Genomic DNA, 17,438 nt, shown 5'->3' on the forward strand with positions numbered 1-17,438 from the left:
GGCGGGGGGCGGGGCGGGGCTCACGCCTTGCGGCTGAACCGCCACTTCAGCGTCAGGATGGTGGCCGAGAGCACCAGGCAGACGGCGTTGGCGCCGATCACCGGCCAGCTGTCGATCAGCACGCCATAGATCGTCCAGAGCACGAAGCCGGTCACCGTCAGCATGAACATGCGCAGCGAGATCGACGAGGCGTCCCGCTCGCGCCAGATCTTCACGATCTGCGGCGTGAAGCTGAGCATGGAGCAGAGGGCGGCGCCCGTGCCGACGATGTCCGCGATCCCGTCCAAGACCGTCAGGCCGCCGGCGCGACGTCCGCGCCCCACAGGTCGCGGTATTCGGGGGAGAGGTGCAGGCCGAGCGGCGGCGGGCCGGGCGCGCGGCCGGTGCGCAGGCAGACTTCCAGAAAGCCGAGCGCGGTCCTGACCCCGTGCTCGGAATAGGGCTTGCCGATCACGCCGCAGGCGCCCGCGAAGTCGTCGGGCAGGCGGCGCACGTTGGCGGTCATGAACAGCACCACGCCGCCGCAGTCCTTGGCGATGTGGCGGGCGGCCTCCACGCCGGTGGGCCCGTCCTGCAGGTGCACGTCCACCAGCGCGAGATCGGGCGTCAGGCGCTCCGCCAGCTCCACCGCCTCGTTGGAGCTCATGGCGAGCCCCACGTCGCGGCAGCCGACCTCGCGGACGATGAACTGCAGCTCGACCGCCAGCAGGACCTCGTCTTCGACGATCAGGATGTTGAGGGGGCCTTCGTGGGTCATGGGGCTCAGGCGGTTGTCGGGAGCGTAACGACCGCCCGCACCCCGGGTTGCGCGTCCTCGAGCGAAAGGCGCGCCTTGAGCTGCTGGGACAGGAGCTGGACGATGGTCAGGCCAAAGCCGCCGCGGTCCCCCGACGGCGGAAGACCGACGCCGGAGTCGACCACCTCGAGGTCGAATTCCCCGTCCCGCCGCTGGCAGCGGATGGTGATCTGCCCGGCCTGACCCTCCGGGTAGGCGTGGCGGAGGGCGTTGGAGAGCAGCTCGTTGGCGACCAGCGCCAGCGGCGCCGCCTGGCTGGCCGGAATCGCCACCGGCTCGAGGTCCAGGCGCAACTCCAGATCGTCACGGCGGGCGGAGGCGGCCAGGTCGTTGGCGAGGTCGCGCAGGAAGTCCGAGACGTCGAACCGCTGGACATCGCCGCCCTGGAACAGGCGGCGATGCACGGTGGCGATGGCGCCCACCCGCTCGAGCATGCTGCGCAGCGCCTGCCGCGTGCCCTCGTCGCGCGTGCGGCGGGTCTGCAGCAGGAGCAGGGACGAGATGAGCTGCAGGTTGTTCTTCACCCGGTGGTCCACCTCGTGGAGCAGGCTGGTCTTCTGCTCCAGGGCGAGCTCCAGCTCGCCGGCGCGGACATGGATGTCGCTCTTCAGGTTCTCGCGCTCGGCCTTGCGTTCGCTGATGTCGATGGCCGAGCCGAAGAAGTAGATGATCTCGCCGCGGTCGTTGCGCACGGGGCTCAGGAAGACGTTGTTCCAGAAGCGCGAGCCGTTCTTGCGGTAGTTCACGACCTCCACGCTGACGTCGCGCCCCGACCGGACCGCCTCGCGCATCTCGGCGACAGTGGCCGGGTCAGTCTCGGGGCCCTGCAGGAATCGGCAGTTGCGGCCGATCACCTCCCCGCGCGGATAGCCGGTCAGCGCGAGAAAGGCGTCGTTGGCGAAGATGATCGGATTGTCCGCCTGGCGGGCGTCGGTGATCAGGATCGGCATACGCGTGCCGCGGATCGCGGCGGCGAAGGGATCCTCCGTCGCGTGGGTGGCGTCGAGGGCCTCGCCCGCGCGCTGCGCATCTCCGATATCGTTCATGGCTGGGGGCCGGCGCCTCTTTCCGGGAGCAAGGGAACGGGAATGGCAAAGGTTTGTTCCCGCTGAAGGCGGCCGAGCCTGTCATGCCGGTGACACACGCCTGACGATGCTGGAGAATCCCCCGCGGAGGATTCGCCTTGCCGTTCCCGTCTTCGCTGACGCCGATCGCGATGCGCGCGCCCCAGGGGTGGCGCTGGCCGGCGCTCGCGGCGGGCGCGGCGGGCCTGGCGCTGGTCGTCGTGCTGGCGCTGTCGCGGCGGCTCGACCTCGTGGAAGCGCTCTCCGCAAGCCTCTTCGTGGGCGGGGTGACCGGCCTGGCCCTGCTGGCGGCCGACCGCAGCGCCCAGGCGCGGTTCGACGCGCTGATGCGCAGTTCCGTGGAACGCGCCCCGGAAGCGCCGCCCTATCCGGCCCTGATCAACGCCCTGCCGGACCCGATCCTGGTGGTCTCCGCGGCCGAGCGCGACGACCTGACCAGCCGCCGCTACATCTTCGCCAACTCCGCGGCCCGCGACCTGCTGCGGATCGACCGCGGCGAGGGCCTGCTGGTGAGCGCGATCCGCGATCCGCTCGTGCTGGAAGCGGTGGACGAGGCGCTCTTCGCCGGCCTCGACGCCGAGGCGGTGTACGAGACGGGCGGGGTGCAGGACCGCTTCCTGCGCGCCTACGCCCGGCCGCTGGGACTGGCGCTGGACGGCCGGCGCCTGGCGATCCTGATGTTCCGCGACGAGACCGAGTTCCACCGGGTGGAGCGCACCCGCGTCGACTTCCTGGCCAACGCCAGCCATGAGCTGCGAACCCCGCTCGCCTCGCTCTCCGGCTTCATCGAGACCCTTCGCGGTCACGCCAAGGAGGACCCGGGAGCCCGCGAGCGGTTCCTGGGCATCATGCAGGCCCAGGCCGAGCGCATGCGCAGGCTGATCGACGACCTGCTCTCGCTGTCGCGCATCGAACTCAACGAGCACATCGCGCCGGCCGACCGCGTGGACCTGGCGGCGGCGGTCATGGACGTGGTGGACGCGCTGACCCCCATCGCCCGCGAGCGTGGCGTGACGCTCGAGCCCCGGCTGCCGGCCATGGGCGCGCCGGTGACCGGTGACCGCGACCAGCTGGTGCAGGTGGTCCAGAACCTGGTGGACAACGCGCTGAAGTATTCCGGCGAGGGCGCGACGGTGCGGATCCTCGTGGAGCCGGGCCTCACCGCCGAATCGGCGGCCGCCGGCCAGCGACTGGACGCGGCGCGGCTGGCGCTGCTCACCCCCGACCACCCGCAGGGGCCCTACACGGCGCTGCGGGTCAGCGACCAGGGGCCGGGGATCGCCCGGGCGAACCTGCCCAGGCTCACCGAGCGGTTCTACCGGGTGGAGGGCCAGAAGAGCGGTGAGCGGTCCGGCACCGGCCTGGGCCTGGCCATCGTCAAGCACATCGCCAATCGCCACCGGGGCGGGCTGGCGGTGGAGAGCGCCGAGGGACAGGGGACCACCTTCACCGCCTATTTTCCGCAGGCGGCGGCGACGGCGGCGGCCGCCCCGGCCGCTGTCGCGAAAGTGTCATGAGATTGTAGCATAGCGGCGGCGTTCCCCGGCCACAGTGGCCCTGGGGGAGGCCAGACCCGCATGATCACCTGGGCCGCACTGGCGGCGCTCGTCCTCTTCTCGGCGGTGACCTACGTGCTCGGCCGGCGTCGGCTGACGGCGCAGGCCGGGTCGCGCCCGCACTCGCGGCCGGGCTACCACGGCGCCTATGTGGCGCTCTGGACCGCCGTCCCGGCGCTCCTCCTGCTGGCGCTCCACGGCGGCTTCGCGGGCCGGGCCGAACAGGCGCTGCTGCGGGCCGACACCCCGGCCGCCGTGGCGCAGATGACGCCGGCCCAGCAGGACGTGTTCTTCGACGACGCCCGCGCCGTCGCCCGCGGGGCGCAGCGCAGCGAGACCCTCTACGACCCGGCCGCCCAGGCGGCGCTCGCCGGCAAGGCCTCGGAGGCGCAGGGCATCGCCCAGTCGATGCGGCTGGGAACGCTGGCGCTCGCCGCCCTGCTGGCGGCCGGTGGTTTCGTGTTCGCCTACCGCCGCCTGACGCCGGAGTTCCGGGCCCGCAACCGCGTTGAGGGCTGGATCGCCGGCCTGCTGGTCGCCTGCTCCGTGGTGGCCGTGCTGACCACCGTCGGCATCGTGGCCTCCCTGGTCTTCGAGAGCGCCCGCTTCTTCCAGTCCATTTCGCCGCTCGACTTCCTGTTCGGAACCACCTGGGACCCGCAGATCGCCATGCGCGCCGACCAGGTGGCGGCCAAGGGGGCGTTCGGCGCCGTGCCGCTGTTCGCCGGCACCTTCCTGATCATGCTGATCGCCATGGCGGTGGCCGCGCCGGTGGGCCTGTTCTCGGCCATCTACCTCTCGGAGTACGCCGGCGGCTGGACGCGGGCGGTGGTCAAGCCGCTGCTGGAGATCCTCGCGGGCGTGCCCACCGTGGTCTACGGCTTCTTCGCCGCGCTCACCGTGGGGCCGCTGTTCCGCGGCTTCTTCAACGGGATCGGCGAGCAGATGATCGGCGGGCCGCTGAACGGCCTCGGCCTCTACCTGGCCCAGGTGCAGAACCAGATGGCGCTGGTGGCTGGGGCGGTGATGGGGATCATGCTGATCCCGTTCGTCTCCTCGCTGTCGGACGACATCCTCAACGCCGTGCCGCAGAGCCTGCGCGACGGCAGCCTGGCCATGGGCGCGACCCGCTCCGAGACGGTGAAGAAGGTGGTCCTGCCGGCCGCCCTGCCGGGGATCATGGGGGCGCTGCTGCTGGCCGTCTCCCGCGCCGTGGGCGAGACGATGATCGTCACCATGGCCGCCGGCCTGCAGGCCAAGACCACGCTCAACCCGCTGGACACCGTGACCACGGTGACCGTGCAGATCGTCACCTTGCTGACCGGGGACCAGGAGTTCGACAGCCCGAAGACACTTTCCGCCTTCGGGCTGGGCCTGGCGCTGTTCGGCGTGACCCTGGTCCTCAACGTCATCGCCCTGCGCATCGTGCAGAAATACCGGGAACAGTATGACTGACGCGGCCCTCCCCAAGGCGGGGGTCGACCCCGCCGTCCGGCGCAGCGCGCTCGAGGCGCGGCTGAAGACCCGGCGCGCCCAGGAGATGCGGTTCCGCTGGTATGGCCGCGCGGCCATCCTGGTGGCGCTCTCGTTCCTGGCCATACTGCTCGGCCGGATCGGCCTGCAGGGCTACTCCACCTTCGTGGACTACCGGATGTCCGTGCCGGTCTACGTCGACCCGGCGCGGGTGAACGCCGGCGACATCACCGGGGCCAACTACGACCTGATGGTGGCCCAGGCGGTGCTGGCGAAGCTGGGCGAGCAGGACGACGAGTTCGGCCGCACCTCGGGCAAGGTCATGGCGCTGGTGTCCAACGACCTCGGCTTCCAGGTGCTGGACAAGGTCCGCGCCGACCCCGGCCTGATCGGCAAGACCATCACGGTGACCGGCCCGGTGCGGGCGGACGCGGCGCTCTACTACAAGGGCGAGATCGAGCGGGGCACGGTCGAGGCCGACCGCAAGCTGGACGACCAGCAGCTCGCCTGGCTGGACAAGCTGCGGGCGCAGGGCATGGTCTCGTCCGGCTTCAACATCGGCTTCCTGACCAAGTCGGACTCCACGGAGCCGGAGCAGGCGGGCGTGCTGGGCGCGGTGGTGGGTTCGGCCCTGATGCTGCTGGTCACCGCGACCCTGGCGGTGCCGATCGGCATGCTGGCGGCGGTCTACCTCGAGGAGTTCGCGCCGAAGAACCGCTGGACCGACCTGATCGAGGTGAACATCAACAACCTCGCGGCCGTGCCCTCCATCGTCTACGGCCTCCTGGGCCTGGCGGTGTTCATCAACTGGCTGGCCGTGCCGCGCTCCTCGCCCCTGGTGGGCGGACTGGTGCTGGCGCTGATGGCCCTGCCGACGGTGATCATCGCCACCCGCTCGGCGCTGAAGGCCGTCCCGCCGTCGATCCGCGAGGCCGCGCTGGGCGTCGGCGCGTCGAAGACCCAGACGGTCTTCCACCACGTCCTGCCGCTGGCCATGCCGGGCGTGATGACCGGCGCCATCCTCAGCCTGGCGCATGCGCTCGGCGAGACCGCGCCGCTGCTGATGATCGGCATGGTCTCCTTCGTGCCCGGCGTGCCCGGCGGCTTCACGGAATCGGCCACGGTGCTGCCGGTGCAGGTGTTCATCTGGGAGAACGCCTCGGAGCGGGCGTTCCACGAGCGCACCGCCGCGGCGATCATCGTCCTCCTCGTCTTCATGATCGTCATGAACCTCGCGGCCATCCTGCTGCGCCGCAAATTCGAACGCCGCTGGTGAGCGCCATGAACGTCAATCCCCACATCACCCTCGACGCGCCGAAGGCCTCGCCCGCGGGCGGCCCGGTGAAGCTGCGCGCCCGCGACGTGAACGTCTTCTACGGCGACAAGCAGGCGCTGTTCGACGTCTCGCTCGACGTGCCCGAGCGGGCGGTGACCGCGCTCATCGGCCCCTCGGGCTGCGGCAAGTCCACCTTCCTGCGCTGCATCAACCGGATGAACGACACCATCCCGGGGGCCCGCGTCAGCGGCCGGATCGAGCTCGACGGCGAGGACGTGAACGACCGCAGCCTGGACCCCGTCCTGCTGCGCGCCCGGGTGGGCATGGTGTTCCAGAAGCCCAACCCCTTCCCGAAGAGCATCTTCGAGAACGTCGCCTATGGGCCGCGCATCCACGGCCTGGCGTCCTCGAAGTCGGAGATCGAGGGCATCGTCGAGACCTCGCTGAAGCGGGCCGGCCTGTGGAACGAGGTGGCCGACCGGCTGCACCAGCCCGGCACCGGCCTCTCCGGCGGCCAGCAGCAGCGGCTGGTGATCGCCCGCGCCATCGCCGTGAACCCCGAGGTGATCCTGATGGACGAGCCCTGCTCGGCCCTGGACCCCATCGCCACGGCCAAGGTCGAGGAGCTGATGGACGAGCTGAAGCAGGAGTACTGCATCGTCATCGTCACCCACTCCATGGCCCAGGCCGCGCGGGTGTCGCAGAAGACCGCCTTCTTCCACCTGGGCAAGCTGGTGGAGACCGGGCCGACGGACGAGATCTTCACCAACCCGCGGGACAGCCGCACCCAGGACTACATCACCGGCCGGTTCGGCTGAGGACACGCCCATGCACGAGCACATCGTCAAGTCCTTCGAGGACGAGCTGAACACCCTGACCGCCGAGTGCGCCCGGATGGGCGGGCTGGCCGAGGCGCAGGTGGCCGATTCTATCCAGGCGGTGGTCAAGCGCGACCAGGGGCTGGCCTCGTCGCTGGTGGAGCGCGACGAGCAGCTCGACCAGCTGCAGCAGGACATCGAGCGCAAGGCGATCCGGCTGATCGCCCTGCGCCAACCCATGGCCAACGACCTGCGCCGCACGGTGGCGGCGATGAAGATCGCGGGCGAGCTGGAGCGCACCGGCGACCTGGCCAAGAACATCGCCAAGCGGACGCTGGTGATCGTCGAGTCCGAGCCGATGACGCCGCTGACCCGGTCGCTGGAGCGGCTGGGCAAGCTGGTGCTCACCCGGCTGAAGGCGGTGCTGGACGCCTACACCCGCTCGGACCTGGAGCGCGCGCTCGCCGTCTGGTCGCAGGACGACGAGGTGGACGAGCACTACAACAGCCTGTTCCGGGAGCTGCTCACCTACATGATGGGCGACCCCCGCACGATCACCGCCTGCGCCCACATGCTGTTCGTGGCCAAGAACCTCGAGCGGATCGGCGACCACGCCACCAACATCGCCGAGATGGTCTCCTACGAGATCACCGGCGAGGAGATGGGCCAGGCGAGGCCCAAGACCGACGCCCTGAAAGCCTAGACTCGCAAGCCTGACGGAGAGACGCCGTTGCAGCCGCATATCCTGGTGGTGGAGGACGAGGACAGCCTCTCCACCCTCCTGCAGTACAACCTCGAGAAGGAGGGCTACGACGTGGCCGTCGCCGGCGACGGCGAGGAGGCCCTGCTGCTCGTCGACGAGCGGCTGCCGGACCTGATCGTGCTCGACTGGATGCTGCCGAAGGTCTCCGGGATCGAGGTCTGCCGGCGTATCCGCCAGCGGCCCGAGGCGCGCAACGTGCCGATCATCATGCTGACCGCGAGAGGCGAGGAGACCGACCGCATCCGCGGCCTCGACACCGGGGCCGACGACTATGTGGTCAAGCCGTTCTCGATGACCGAGCTGGCGGCGCGGATCCGCGCGGTGCTGCGCCGGCTGCGGCCGGGCCTGGCCGAGGACCGGGTGCGCTGCGGCGACATCGTCATGGACCGGGTGGCCCACCGGGTGAAGCGCAGCGGCAAGGAGGTCCACCTGGGCCCCACCGAGTTCCGGCTGCTCGACCACTTCATGCAGCACCCGGGCCGGGTGTTCTCCCGCGAGCAGCTGCTGGACGCGGTGTGGGGCTCGGACGTCTATGTGGAGGTCCGCACGGTGGACGTGCACATCGGCCGGCTGCGCAAGGCGCTGGGCGCGTCGGACGGCGGCGACCCGATCCGCACGGTGCGCTCGGCGGGCTATTCGCTGGACGTCGACGCCTGATCCTTGACCGCGGGCCCGGCGCGGGCGAAAGCGCCGGTCCATGAACATCCTCCTCGTGGGCTCGGGCGGGCGCGAACATGCGCTCGCGTGGAAGATCGCGCAGTCGCCGCTGGTGAAGCGGCTGGTGGCCTCGCCGGGCAATCCGGGCATGGCCAAGGTGTGCGAGCTGGCGGAGTGGAAACCCACCGAGGTGGCGCGGCTGGTCCAGCTGGCCAAGGAGATGGCCGCCGACCTGGTGGTGATCGGCCCCGAGCTGGCGATCGAGGCGGGCCTGGCCGACGCGCTGGAAGAGGCCGGGATCCCCTGCTTCGGGCCGACGGCGGCGGCGGGGCGGCTGGAATCCTCCAAGGCCTTCACCAAGGCCTTCGCCGAGCGCCACCACATCCCGACGGCCCGGTACCGGATCTGCGAGGACGCGCCCGCGGCGAAGGCGGCGCTGGACGACTTCGAGCCGCCCTATGTGGTCAAGGCCGACGGCCTGGCGGCGGGCAAGGGCGTGGTGATCGCCCAGGACCGGGCGGCGGCGGAGGCGGCGATCGACGACGCCTTCGGCGGGGGCTTCGGCTCGGCCGGCCAGACCATCGTGCTGGAGGAGTACCTTGAGGGCGAGATCGGCTCGCTGTTCGCGCTCGGCGACGGGCGCTCCTCGATGGTGTTCGGCTGGGCGCAGGACCACAAGCGCGCCTTCGACGGCGAGGAGGGCCCCAACACCGGCGGCATGGGCACCTATTCGCCGGCGCCGGTGTTCACCTGGGACCTGGTGGAGGAGGTCCGCGAGCGGCTGGTGGAGCCGGCGTTCAAGGGCATCGCGCGGGAGGGCGCGCCCTACCGCGGCGTGCTGTTCGTGGAGCTGATGGCGACCCGCGACGGGCCGAAGCTCGTGGAGTTCAACGCCCGCTTCGGCGACCCGGAATGCCAGGTGCTGATGCTGCGCCTGGAGAGCGACATCGTCCCCTACCTGATGGCCTGCGCCACCGGCCGGCTGCACGAGATGCCGGCCCCGCGCTGGCGGGACGAACACGCCGTGTGCGTGGTGCTGGCGACGCAGGGCTATCCGGGGAAGGCCGAGGCCGGCAGCGTGATCCGCGGCGCCGATGCGGACTTCGGGCCCGACGTGGTGGTGTTCCACGCCGGCACCTCGACGGGCGAGGACGGGCTGCTCAGGGCCGGATCCGGCCGGGCGCTCAACGTCTGCGCGGTGGGCGCCGACCTCGCCGAGGCGCGGGAGAAGGCCTACGGCGCCGTGGCGTCCATCGATTGGCCCGAAGGCTTCCACCGCACCGACATCGGCTGGCGCGCCCTGGCGCGGTAGCGCCTTGCCGCCCTTGCCGGCCGGCCGGTAAGGTGGATTCAAACAAGCGTAAGAGAGAGGGAGCGCCATGGCCGTCGCCACGGACATCGCCGCCGAACAGGCGCGGGAGCAGGCCAACACCGGCACGAAGCCGGTCGCCGAGTCCCACCGCTTCGACGAGGCCTCGCTCGAGCGCTGGATGCACGCCAACGTCGAGGGCTACGCCGGACCCCTGGAGGTCCGCCAGTTCAAGGGCGGCCAGTCCAACCCGACCTACCAGCTGATCACGCCCGGCAAGAAGTACGTCCTGCGCCGCAAGCCGCCGGGCAAGCTGCTGCCGTCGGCGCACGCCGTGGACCGCGAGTTCCGGGTGATCAGCGCGCTGCATCCCACCGGCTTCCCCGTGGCCAAGCCCTACGGCCTGTGCACCGACGACAGCGTCATCGGCACCTGGTTCTACGTGATGGACATGGTCGAGGGGCGGGTGCTCTGGGACCAGAGCCTGCCGCAGTGCCAGCCGGCGGAGCGCAACGCGATCTTCAAGGCGAAGATTAAGACGCTGGCCGACCTGCACAACACCGACTACGTGGCCGTCGGCCTCGAGGACTACGGCAAGCCGGGCAACTACATGGCCCGCCAGGTCGACCGCTGGACCAAGCAGTACAAGGCCTCCGAGACGGTCCACATTCCTGAGGTCGAACGGCTCATCGAGTGGCTGCCGAAGACCGTTCCGGCCCAGGAGCGGACCTCGATCGTCCACGGCGACTATCGCCTCGACAACATGATCTTCCACCCGACCGAGCCCAGGGTGGTGGCGGTGCTGGACTGGGAGCTCGGCACGCTGGGCGAGCCGCTGGCCGACTTCACCTATGTGCTGATGAACTGGATCAACGGGACCATCTCGACGATCCCGGACCTCAAGGCCCACGGCATCCCGACCCTGGACCAGGCGGTGGACTACTACTGCAGCCTGACCGGCCGCACCGGGATCCACGACCTCAACTGGTTCTTCTCGTACAACGCCTTCCGTCTGGTGGGCATCCTGCAGGGCATCCTCGGACGGGTCCGCGACGGCACCGCCAATCACCCGGACGCGGCCAACATGGCCCCGCGGGTCGAGGCGCTGGCGAAGATGAGCTGGGCCTACGCCGAAAAGGCCGGCGCGACCGCCTAGAGGCCGATCCTCGCCAGCAGGGCGTCGAGGGCGGCTTCGTTGTCGAAGGCGGCGCGGACGGGCCAGGCGGTGACGCGGGCGCGCCAGGCGGGCGGCAGGCGGACCCAGTCCTTCTCGGTGGTGACGAGCCCCGCGCCGAACTGGGCGGCGCGGTCGGCCAGGCGCTGCAGGGTCGCCTCGTCATAGGCGAAGTGGTCTGGAAACGGCGCGAAGTCGGCGAGTTCGCAGCCGGCGGCCTTCAGGGCCCGCTCCACTTTCCAGGGCTTGCCCACGCCGGCGAAGCCCACCTGCGGCCCGGTCGGCGGCGCGACGGCCGCCTGCAAGTGGGCGGCGAGCACCGGAACCGCCTTCAGGGCGCGGACGAGGTCGGGCTCGGCCAGCGGCAGGTCGGCCGGCAGCAGGATCACGGCGGCGTCGGCGCGGGAAAGCCCCCGGGCCAGCGGCTCGCGCATGGGGCCGGCGGGGAACACCCGTCCGTCGCCGAACGGCCACTCCTCGCCGCGGGTCTCGCCGTCCACCACCACGAGGGAGAGGGCCTTCCGCACCGACGGGTTCTGGTGGCCGTCGTCCATGACGACGGCTTGCGCGCCGGCCGCCGCTGCAGCCGCGGCGCCCGCCGCCCGGTCGCGCGCGACCCAGACCGGGAAGTCGCGGGCCAGCATCAGCGGCTCGTCGCCCACGTCGGCGGCGGTGTGGACCTCGGGGTCGACGCGCACCGGACCCGTGAGCCGGCCCCCGTAGCCCCGCGACAGCAGGTGGACGGCGCGGCCGCGTGCGGCGAGGCGGCGGGCCACCTCGCGCACCACCGGCGTCTTGCCCGCGCCGCCCATGGTGACGTTGCCGACGCAGATCACCGGAACGCCGGGGTCGGCCGGCTCGGCGCGGGCGATGCGACGCGCCGTGGCCGCCGCCCAGATCCAGGAAAGCGGCGTCAGCAGGGCCCGCGTCACCGGCATGACCTGCCGGTCGCGCGCATACCACCAGCGGGGCGTCTCCAGCTTCATGCCGGCAGCAGGGGTTCGAGGCGGGCCATCGCCCCGTCGAGCGCCTGGCCCTGCCGTTCGGCGTAGGCGAGCGCCGCCTCGCCCACGCGCCGGGCGATGGCGGGATAGGTCAGCAGGCCGCCAACATGGCGCGCCAGGGCGTCGAAGTCGGCCGCCTCGATGGCGGCGACCTCCTCGAACATCTCCCGGTAGACGTCGGCGGCGTTGAAGGCGTGCGGGCCGGTGAGGATGGGCTTGCCATGGCGGGCGGGCTCCAGCGGATTGTGGCCGCCGATCCCCGGCGCGAAGCTGCCGCCCATCACCACCACGTCGGCGAGTTCGAACAGGAGGCCGAGCTCGCCCAGGGTGTCGGCGAGATAGATCTCGGTGTCGACGGCTATGGACTGGCCCAGCGAGCGGCGGGCCAGCCGGCGACCCGCGAGGTCGCGGGCGATCTCCTCCGCGCGGTCGGGATGCCGGGGCGCCAGAACCAGCAGCGGCGCGTGCTCCGTCCCGGCGCGGACGACCGCGTCGGCGATCGGGGCCTCCTCGCCGGGATGGGTGCTGGCCGCGAGCACCACCTGGCGACCGGCCACGGCGGCCCGCAGCCGGGCGAGCTCGGCCGGATCGAAGGGCAGGGGCTCGCCCACCAGCTTGAGGTTCAGGCGCGGGCCGAGCGGGGCGCCGAGCCGGGCCAGCCGGGTCTCCGTCGCCTCGTCCTGCGGCAGCACCAGATCGAAGGCGCCGAGCAGGACGCGCGCCGTGGCCGGCGCGCGGGCCCAGTTCCTGGCGCTCGCCTCCGTGATGCGCGCGGAGAGCAGGGCCAGCGGCGCGCCGCGGGCCCGGGCGGCGGTGATCAGGTTGGGCCACAGCTCGCTCTCGACCAGCAGGCCGAGATCCGGCCGCCAATGGTCCAGGAACCGGCGAACGGCCGCGGGGGTGTCGACCGGCGCGAACTGATGGATCACCCCTTCCGGCAGCCGCCGCGCCAGCAGGGCGGCGGAGGTCACCGTGCCTGAGGTGACCAGCAGGGTGACGCTGGGCCGGCGGGCGCGCAGCGCGTCCACCAGGGGAAGCAGCGACTGGGTTTCGCCGACGCTCACCCCGTGCAGCCAGACGAGCGGGCCGTCGGGCCGAGGGCGTCCGGCGCGGCCCAGCCGCTCGCCGAGGCGGCCGGGGTCCTCCTTGCCCAGCGCCGCGCGGCGGCGGAGCACGGCCGGCGCGAGCGGCTGGAGGAGGCTCGTCGCGGCCCGGTAAAGGGCCAGCGGCAGGGTGGGGCGGACGCTCGTCACACCACCTCGGCGGGCGCGAGCCGGCAGGTATGGTCCGCGTCGGTCTCCACCTGCAGGGTGGCGTGGCCGATGTTGAAGCGCTCGTGGAGCCCCTCGCACGCGTGGTGCAGGAAGGCGTCGTTGTCGCCGTTCGCCGGCCTGACGACATGGGCGGTGAGCGCCGTCTCGGTCGTGCTCATGGCCCAGATGTGCAGGTCGTGGACCTCCTCGACGCCCGGCAGGGCGGCCAGCCAGTCGCGCACGGCGCCGACGTCGATGCCCTTGGGCGCGGCGTCGAGCGCCAGGTCGACGGAATCGCGCAGCAGGCCCCAGGTGCCCAGCAGGATGACCGCCACGATCAGCAGGCTGAGCGCCGGGTCGATCCACAGGCGGCCGGTCCACATGATCGCCAGCGCCCCCACCACCACGGCGAGCGAGACCGCGGCGTCGGCCGCCATGTGCAGGAAGGCGCCGCGGACGTTGAGGTCCTCGTGGCCGCGCAGGAAGAGGAGCGCGGTGGCGGTGTTGATCACCACGCCCAGCGCCGCCGTCGCCATGACCACGCCCGTCTGGATGTCGGCCGGCTCGCGCAGGCGGTGGATGGCCTCGGAGACGATGGCGCCCACCGCGACGAGCAGCAGGACGGCGTTGGCCAGCGAGGCCAGGATGGTCGCCTTGCGCAGGCCGTAGGTGCGCCGGCCGGCCGGGGCGCGCCTGGCCAGCACCGCCGCGCCCCACGCCAGGATCAGCGACAGGACGTCGGAGAGATTGTGGCCGGCGTCCGCCAACAGGGCCATGGAGCCGGCCCAGATCCCGGCCCCCGCCTCGGCGACGACGAAGACGGTGTTGAGCACGACGCCGATGGCGAACGCGCGGCCCATGTCGGCGGGCGCGTGGTGGTGATGGTGTCCGTGCCCGTGGCCGTGCGAATGGCCGGGCCCGTGGTCATGGTGATCGTGGTGGTCGTGCGCCTGCGCCATCGGGGCCTATGTCTCACCCGCGAGCGCGGCGATCAATGCGCGCGGCCCACCAGCGCCTCGGCCCGCCGGGTGGCGGCGGAGAGGCGGGCGGACCAGTCGGCGATCAGCGCCTGGATGAGGGCCTCGTCGGCGTCGGCCGGCACGAACAGCGGCCCCTCCCAGACCACCGCGCCCCGGCCGAAGGGCGCGGCGAACATCACCTTGTCCCAGGCGTTCTTGAGCTGCCAGGCGGGGTTGGCGGCGATGCCCATCAGGAACACCGGCTGGCCCGAGCGTCGCGCGATCTGCAGGGCGCCCGGCGCGATCACCTCGTTGGGGCCCCGCGGCCCGTCGGGCGTGACCACCAGGGCGCCGCCGCCCGAAACCCAGGCCACCGCCTCGCGGATGGCGGCCACGGCCTGCCTGGCCTTGGCCGAGTCGCCCTTCTTGGCCGAGGAGGCGCGGATGGCGGGGAAGCCCGACATGGCCAGGGCCTTGGCGACGAATTCGCCGTCGGCCGAGGGCGAGACCAGGGCCCGCGTGCGCTTGCGCCACCATTGCGGCGCGGTGGCCAGGCTGAGCGGGATACGGCCGTGCCAGAAGAGGGCGATGGCCCCGCTGTCGCCGGCCAGCACGGGCTCCACGCAGCCCAGGTTCTCGTGCCGCCAGCGCACGGTCGCGAGCACGATCCGCAGGTAGGTCCCCAGCACCCAGCCCAGGAAGGCCTGGACGCCGTCGCTCCGCAGCAGCGTCTTCAAGCGGCGGTCTCCGCCTCCAGGTCCTGGGTCTTGGCCAGGCGCGCGTAGAGGCCGCGCTTCTTCATCAGGGCGTCGTGGTCGCCGGTCTCGACGATCCGGCCGCGGTCAATGACGTAGATCCGGTCGGCGCCGCGGACGGTGGAGAGCCGGTGCGCGATCAGGAGGGTGGTGCGCCCGGCCATGAGCCGCCGGAGCGCCGCCTGCACCTGGGCCTCGCTCTCGGTGTCCAGCGCGCTGGTGGCCTCGTCGAGCAGCAGGATCGGGGCGTCCTTGAGGAAGGCGCGGGCGATGGCGATCCGCTGGCGCTGGCCGCCGGAGAGCCGGGCGCCGGCCTCGCCCACGGTGGTGTCGTAGCCGTGCGGCAGGGCCTCGATGAACTCATGGGCCGCGGCGGCGCGGGCGGCCTGCTCGACCTCCGCCGCGCTGGCCTCGGGCCGGGCGTAGCAGATGTTGGCGCGGATGGTGTCGTCGAACAGGAAGGGCTCCTGGGTGACCAGGGCGATCTGGCCGCGCAGGGAGGACAGCTTCACGTCCCGCAGGTCGCGGCCGTCGATCAGCACCCGTCCCTCGGTGGGGTCGTAGAAGCGCGGGATCAGGTTGAGGATGGTGGTCTTGCCGCCGCCGGACGGGCCGACCAGGGCGACGGTCTCGCCGCGGCGCACCTCGAAGCTGATCCCGGAGAGCGCGGGCGGCCCGCCGCCATAGGAGAAGCCCACGTCCTCAAAGCGGATGGTCCCTTCCGAGCGGGGCAGCGGGCTCGCGCCGGGTTGTTCGCGGACCTCCGGCTCCACGTCCAGGGCCGCGAACAGGCGCCGGCCGGCGGACATGCCCTCGGCCATCACCGTCTGCAGGTTGGCGAGCTGGCGCAGGGACTGGGAGGCCAGGCCCAGCGCGCCGATGAAGGCCACGAAGGCGCCCACCGTCATGCCGCCGGCCTGGGAGCGCCAGCCGGCGTAGGCGATCACCGCGGCGGTGATCAGGGTCATGACCAGCTCGGTGGACGGGGCGGCGCGGGCCCGGGCGTTGGCGCCCTTCACCAGGTGGTTCTGCCGGCGGCGGACCACCTCGGCGACCCGCTGCTCCTCGTAGGCCTCGCGGTTCTCGATCTTCACCACCCGGATGCCGTCCAGGCTCTCCATGATCGCCGTGGACAGCGCCGAGGTCTCGGCCATGGCGCCCTTGGCCGCCTTCGTCGTGCGCTTGGAGAACCGGCGCATGATCCAGCCGGAGAGCGGCAGGGCGGCGATCAGCACCAGCGACAGGGTCATGTCGTTGGAGACCATGACGGTGATCGCGCCGATCACGGTGAGCAGGTGCTGGGTGTAGTTGATGACCCCGGCGGTGGCCGCCTCGCGGATCAGGCCGGCGTCGTAGAGCACCGAGGAGACGTAGGCGCCGGAATGCTGGCTGCGCAGGCGGGCCAGGTCGGCGCGGACCAGCTTGCCGAACAGCTGCACCTGGATGTCGCCCACCACCCCGTTGCCGATGCGGTTGACCAGGGAGGCCTGGATCATCTGGGCGACGGCGCGGCCGAGCGCCAGGAGCGCGATGGTGAGGGGCAGGGCCACGAGGGCGCCGGGCTTGTGGTTGACCATCAGGTCGTTGACGGCCGGCTCCAGCACCCGGATCAGCTCGGCGGAGAACACGGCCACGGCGATGGCGGCGACCAGGGCGGTGAGCCAGCCCTTCCAGCGCGGCGCCATGTAGACGCGCCACACACGTCCCACCAGGGCGCGGGCGGGAAGCTCGGGCGGGGCGGGCGCGCTCATGGCCGAGGGGTCGGCCGATGCGGGATCGAAGTCAAGCGGGGCGGGGCGGCGCGGCGCCGTCCCCCTCCCCGAGATCGGGGGAGGAGTGCTTCCGCAGCGGCCCGCGAACGCCTAGTTAAGCGCCCATGACCTCCGATCCCGTCCCCAACGGCTTCGACCTCTCCTCCGCCGGCGGCCGGATCCGGGCCTATGCCGACTACCTGTGGCGCGACCACGCCTACCTGCGGCTGGGCTTCTCCAACGCCCACTGGATCAGCGAGGAGCTGGTGCGGGCGAACCAGCCCTGGCCGCACCAGCTGAAGGCCTGGAAGGACCGCGGCATCAAGACGGTGATCAACCTGCGCGGCGGCTTCGACGCGAGCTTCCATGCGCTGGAGAAGGACGCCTGCGCCAAGCTGGGCCTCGACATGGTGGACTTCACCATCACCTCGCGCGAGGTGCCGAGCCGCGAGCGGGTGCTGGGCGCCAAGCGGCTGTTCGAGACCATCCAGTACCCGGCGCTGATGCACTGCAAGTCCGGCGCGGACCGGGCGGGCATCATGAGCGTGCTCTACATGCACTTCCGGAAGGGCAGGACGATCCGCGAGGCCATGGAGCAGCTCCACCTGCGCTACCTGCACGTGAAGCAGGGCAAGACGGGCGTGCTGGACTACACCTTCGAGCGCTACCTGGAGGAGGGCGATCCCGCCGGGATGAGCTTCCTCGAGTGGGTGCAGAGCCCGATGTACGATCCCGCCGGCATGAAGGCGAAATTCCGGGCCGGCATGCTGGGCAGCGTGCTGACCGAGAAGCTGCTCCGCCGCGAATGA

At 71.8% G+C, this 17,438-nt stretch carries 17 protein-coding genes; 9 read left to right on the plus strand and 8 right to left on the minus strand.

The window, feature by feature from the left end; genetic code table 11:
* Nucleotides 1-20: 20 nt before the first annotated feature.
* The 3 genes from VM685_RS09790 to VM685_RS09800 are packed head-to-tail and all read right to left on the minus strand — an operon-like array spanning nucleotide 21 to nucleotide 1,842.
* Complete coding sequence (locus tag VM685_RS09790) at nucleotides 21-287, minus strand: SemiSWEET transporter (RefSeq protein ID WP_325459963.1); 267 nt, start codon at nucleotides 285-287, stop codon at nucleotides 21-23.
* A gap of 5 nt (nucleotides 288-292) precedes the next feature.
* Nucleotides 293-757 (minus strand): response regulator, encoded by a 465-nt coding sequence (locus VM685_RS09795; protein ID WP_325459964.1) that lies wholly within the window; start codon nucleotides 755-757, stop codon nucleotides 293-295.
* A gap of 5 nt (nucleotides 758-762) precedes the next feature.
* The gene (locus VM685_RS09800; RefSeq protein ID WP_325459965.1) at nucleotides 763-1,842 is read right to left on the minus strand and encodes a PAS domain-containing protein; all 1,080 of its coding nucleotides are present in this window, start codon (nucleotides 1,840-1,842) and stop codon (nucleotides 763-765) included.
* Between the two features lie 137 nt (nucleotides 1,843-1,979).
* On the opposite strand from VM685_RS09800, the gene VM685_RS09805 reads away from it, so the two are divergent.
* The 8 genes from VM685_RS09805 (at nucleotide 1,980) to VM685_RS09840 (ending at nucleotide 10,889) form a co-directional block, all read left to right on the plus strand.
* Complete coding sequence (locus tag VM685_RS09805; RefSeq protein WP_325459966.1) at nucleotides 1,980-3,398, plus strand: sensor histidine kinase; 1,419 nt, start codon at nucleotides 1,980-1,982, stop codon at nucleotides 3,396-3,398.
* Nucleotides 3,399-3,458: 60 nt separating this feature from the next.
* Nucleotides 3,459-4,892 carry a phosphate ABC transporter permease subunit PstC gene (gene pstC / locus VM685_RS09810; protein WP_325459967.1) on the plus strand — a complete coding sequence of 478 codons (1,434 nt, stop codon included), beginning with the start codon at nucleotides 3,459-3,461 and terminating at the stop codon, nucleotides 4,890-4,892.
* Nucleotides 4,885-6,186: a phosphate ABC transporter permease PstA gene (pstA, locus tag VM685_RS09815; protein ID WP_325459968.1), complete on the plus strand. Its 1,302-nt coding sequence runs from the start codon at nucleotides 4,885-4,887 to the stop codon at nucleotides 6,184-6,186. Before pstC ends, pstA begins: the two co-directional genes overlap by 8 nt.
* 5 nt (nucleotides 6,187-6,191) lie before the next feature.
* Nucleotides 6,192-7,004, plus strand: coding sequence for a phosphate ABC transporter ATP-binding protein PstB (pstB, locus tag VM685_RS09820; protein ID WP_325459969.1), 813 nt, complete (start codon nucleotides 6,192-6,194; stop codon nucleotides 7,002-7,004).
* A gap of 10 nt (nucleotides 7,005-7,014) precedes the next feature.
* Complete coding sequence (phoU, locus tag VM685_RS09825; RefSeq protein ID WP_325459970.1) at nucleotides 7,015-7,707, plus strand: phosphate signaling complex protein PhoU; 693 nt, start codon at nucleotides 7,015-7,017, stop codon at nucleotides 7,705-7,707.
* 27 nt (nucleotides 7,708-7,734) lie between these two features.
* Nucleotides 7,735-8,424 (plus strand): phosphate regulon transcriptional regulator PhoB, encoded by a 690-nt coding sequence (gene phoB, locus VM685_RS09830; RefSeq protein WP_325459971.1) that lies wholly within the window; start codon nucleotides 7,735-7,737, stop codon nucleotides 8,422-8,424.
* Between the two features lie 40 nt (nucleotides 8,425-8,464).
* Nucleotides 8,465-9,736 (plus strand): phosphoribosylamine--glycine ligase, encoded by a 1,272-nt coding sequence (purD, locus tag VM685_RS09835; RefSeq protein ID WP_325459972.1) that lies wholly within the window; start codon nucleotides 8,465-8,467, stop codon nucleotides 9,734-9,736.
* Nucleotides 9,737-9,803: 67 nt separating this feature from the next.
* On the plus strand, nucleotides 9,804-10,889 hold the full coding sequence (locus VM685_RS09840) for a phosphotransferase family protein (protein ID WP_325459973.1): 1,086 nt from the start codon (nucleotides 9,804-9,806) through the stop codon (nucleotides 10,887-10,889).
* On the opposite strand, the gene lpxK is transcribed toward VM685_RS09840, so the two are convergent.
* The 5 genes from lpxK to VM685_RS09865 are packed head-to-tail and all read right to left on the minus strand — an operon-like array spanning nucleotide 10,886 to nucleotide 16,629.
* On the minus strand, nucleotides 10,886-11,893 hold the full coding sequence (gene lpxK, locus VM685_RS09845; protein ID WP_325459974.1) for a tetraacyldisaccharide 4'-kinase: 1,008 nt from the start codon (nucleotides 11,891-11,893) through the stop codon (nucleotides 10,886-10,888). The genes VM685_RS09840 and lpxK overlap by 4 nt on opposite strands.
* Complete coding sequence (locus tag VM685_RS09850) at nucleotides 11,890-13,164, minus strand: 3-deoxy-D-manno-octulosonic acid transferase (protein ID WP_325459975.1); 1,275 nt, start codon at nucleotides 13,162-13,164, stop codon at nucleotides 11,890-11,892. Before VM685_RS09850 ends, lpxK begins: the two co-directional genes overlap by 4 nt.
* Nucleotides 13,161-14,123 carry a cation diffusion facilitator family transporter gene (locus tag VM685_RS09855; protein WP_325459976.1) on the minus strand — a complete coding sequence of 321 codons (963 nt, stop codon included), beginning with the start codon at nucleotides 14,121-14,123 and terminating at the stop codon, nucleotides 13,161-13,163. Before VM685_RS09855 ends, VM685_RS09850 begins: the two co-directional genes overlap by 4 nt.
* Nucleotides 14,124-14,155: 32 nt before the next feature.
* Nucleotides 14,156-14,860 (minus strand): lysophospholipid acyltransferase family protein, encoded by a 705-nt coding sequence (locus VM685_RS09860; protein ID WP_325459977.1) that lies wholly within the window; start codon nucleotides 14,858-14,860, stop codon nucleotides 14,156-14,158.
* A complete protein-coding gene (locus VM685_RS09865; RefSeq protein WP_325459978.1) occupies nucleotides 14,857-16,629 on the minus strand; it encodes an ABC transporter ATP-binding protein in 1,773 nt (590 codons plus the stop codon). The genes VM685_RS09860 and VM685_RS09865 overlap by 4 nt, the downstream gene beginning before the upstream one ends.
* 125 nt (nucleotides 16,630-16,754) lie before the next feature.
* Between VM685_RS09865 and VM685_RS09870 the strand changes: the two genes are divergently transcribed.
* On the plus strand, nucleotides 16,755-17,438 hold the full coding sequence (locus VM685_RS09870; RefSeq protein ID WP_325459979.1) for a fused DSP-PTPase phosphatase/NAD kinase-like protein: 684 nt from the start codon (nucleotides 16,755-16,757) through the stop codon (nucleotides 17,436-17,438).

Origin of the sequence: Phenylobacterium sp. (assembly GCF_035539035.1) — a bacterium.
Classification (GTDB): Bacteria; Pseudomonadota; Alphaproteobacteria; order Caulobacterales; family Caulobacteraceae; genus Phenylobacterium.

What these genes read in the sequence shown, in the direction of transcription:
- pstB (WP_325459969.1), top strand. Translation starts at nt 6,192, where the DNA reads ATGAACGTCAATCCCCACATCACCCTCGACGCGCCGAAGGCCTCGCCC.
- VM685_RS09800 (WP_325459965.1), bottom strand. Translation starts at nt 1,842, where the DNA reads ATGAACGATATCGGAGATGCGCAGCGCGCGGGCGAGGCCCTCGACGCC.
- pstA (WP_325459968.1), top strand. Translation starts at nt 4,885, where the DNA reads ATGACTGACGCGGCCCTCCCCAAGGCGGGGGTCGACCCCGCCGTCCGG.
- phoU (WP_325459970.1), top strand. Translation starts at nt 7,015, where the DNA reads ATGCACGAGCACATCGTCAAGTCCTTCGAGGACGAGCTGAACACCCTG.
- VM685_RS09870 (WP_325459979.1), top strand. Translation starts at nt 16,755, where the DNA reads ATGACCTCCGATCCCGTCCCCAACGGCTTCGACCTCTCCTCCGCCGGC.
- VM685_RS09840 (WP_325459973.1), top strand. Translation starts at nt 9,804, where the DNA reads ATGGCCGTCGCCACGGACATCGCCGCCGAACAGGCGCGGGAGCAGGCC.
- VM685_RS09795 (WP_325459964.1), bottom strand. Translation starts at nt 757, where the DNA reads ATGACCCACGAAGGCCCCCTCAACATCCTGATCGTCGAAGACGAGGTC.
- purD (WP_325459972.1), top strand. Translation starts at nt 8,465, where the DNA reads ATGAACATCCTCCTCGTGGGCTCGGGCGGGCGCGAACATGCGCTCGCG.
- pstC (WP_325459967.1), top strand. Translation starts at nt 3,459, where the DNA reads ATGATCACCTGGGCCGCACTGGCGGCGCTCGTCCTCTTCTCGGCGGTG.
- lpxK (WP_325459974.1), bottom strand. Translation starts at nt 11,893, where the DNA reads ATGAAGCTGGAGACGCCCCGCTGGTGGTATGCGCGCGACCGGCAGGTC.
- VM685_RS09865 (WP_325459978.1), bottom strand. Translation starts at nt 16,629, where the DNA reads ATGAGCGCGCCCGCCCCGCCCGAGCTTCCCGCCCGCGCCCTGGTGGGA.
- VM685_RS09855 (WP_325459976.1), bottom strand. Translation starts at nt 14,123, where the DNA reads ATGGCGCAGGCGCACGACCACCACGATCACCATGACCACGGGCCCGGC.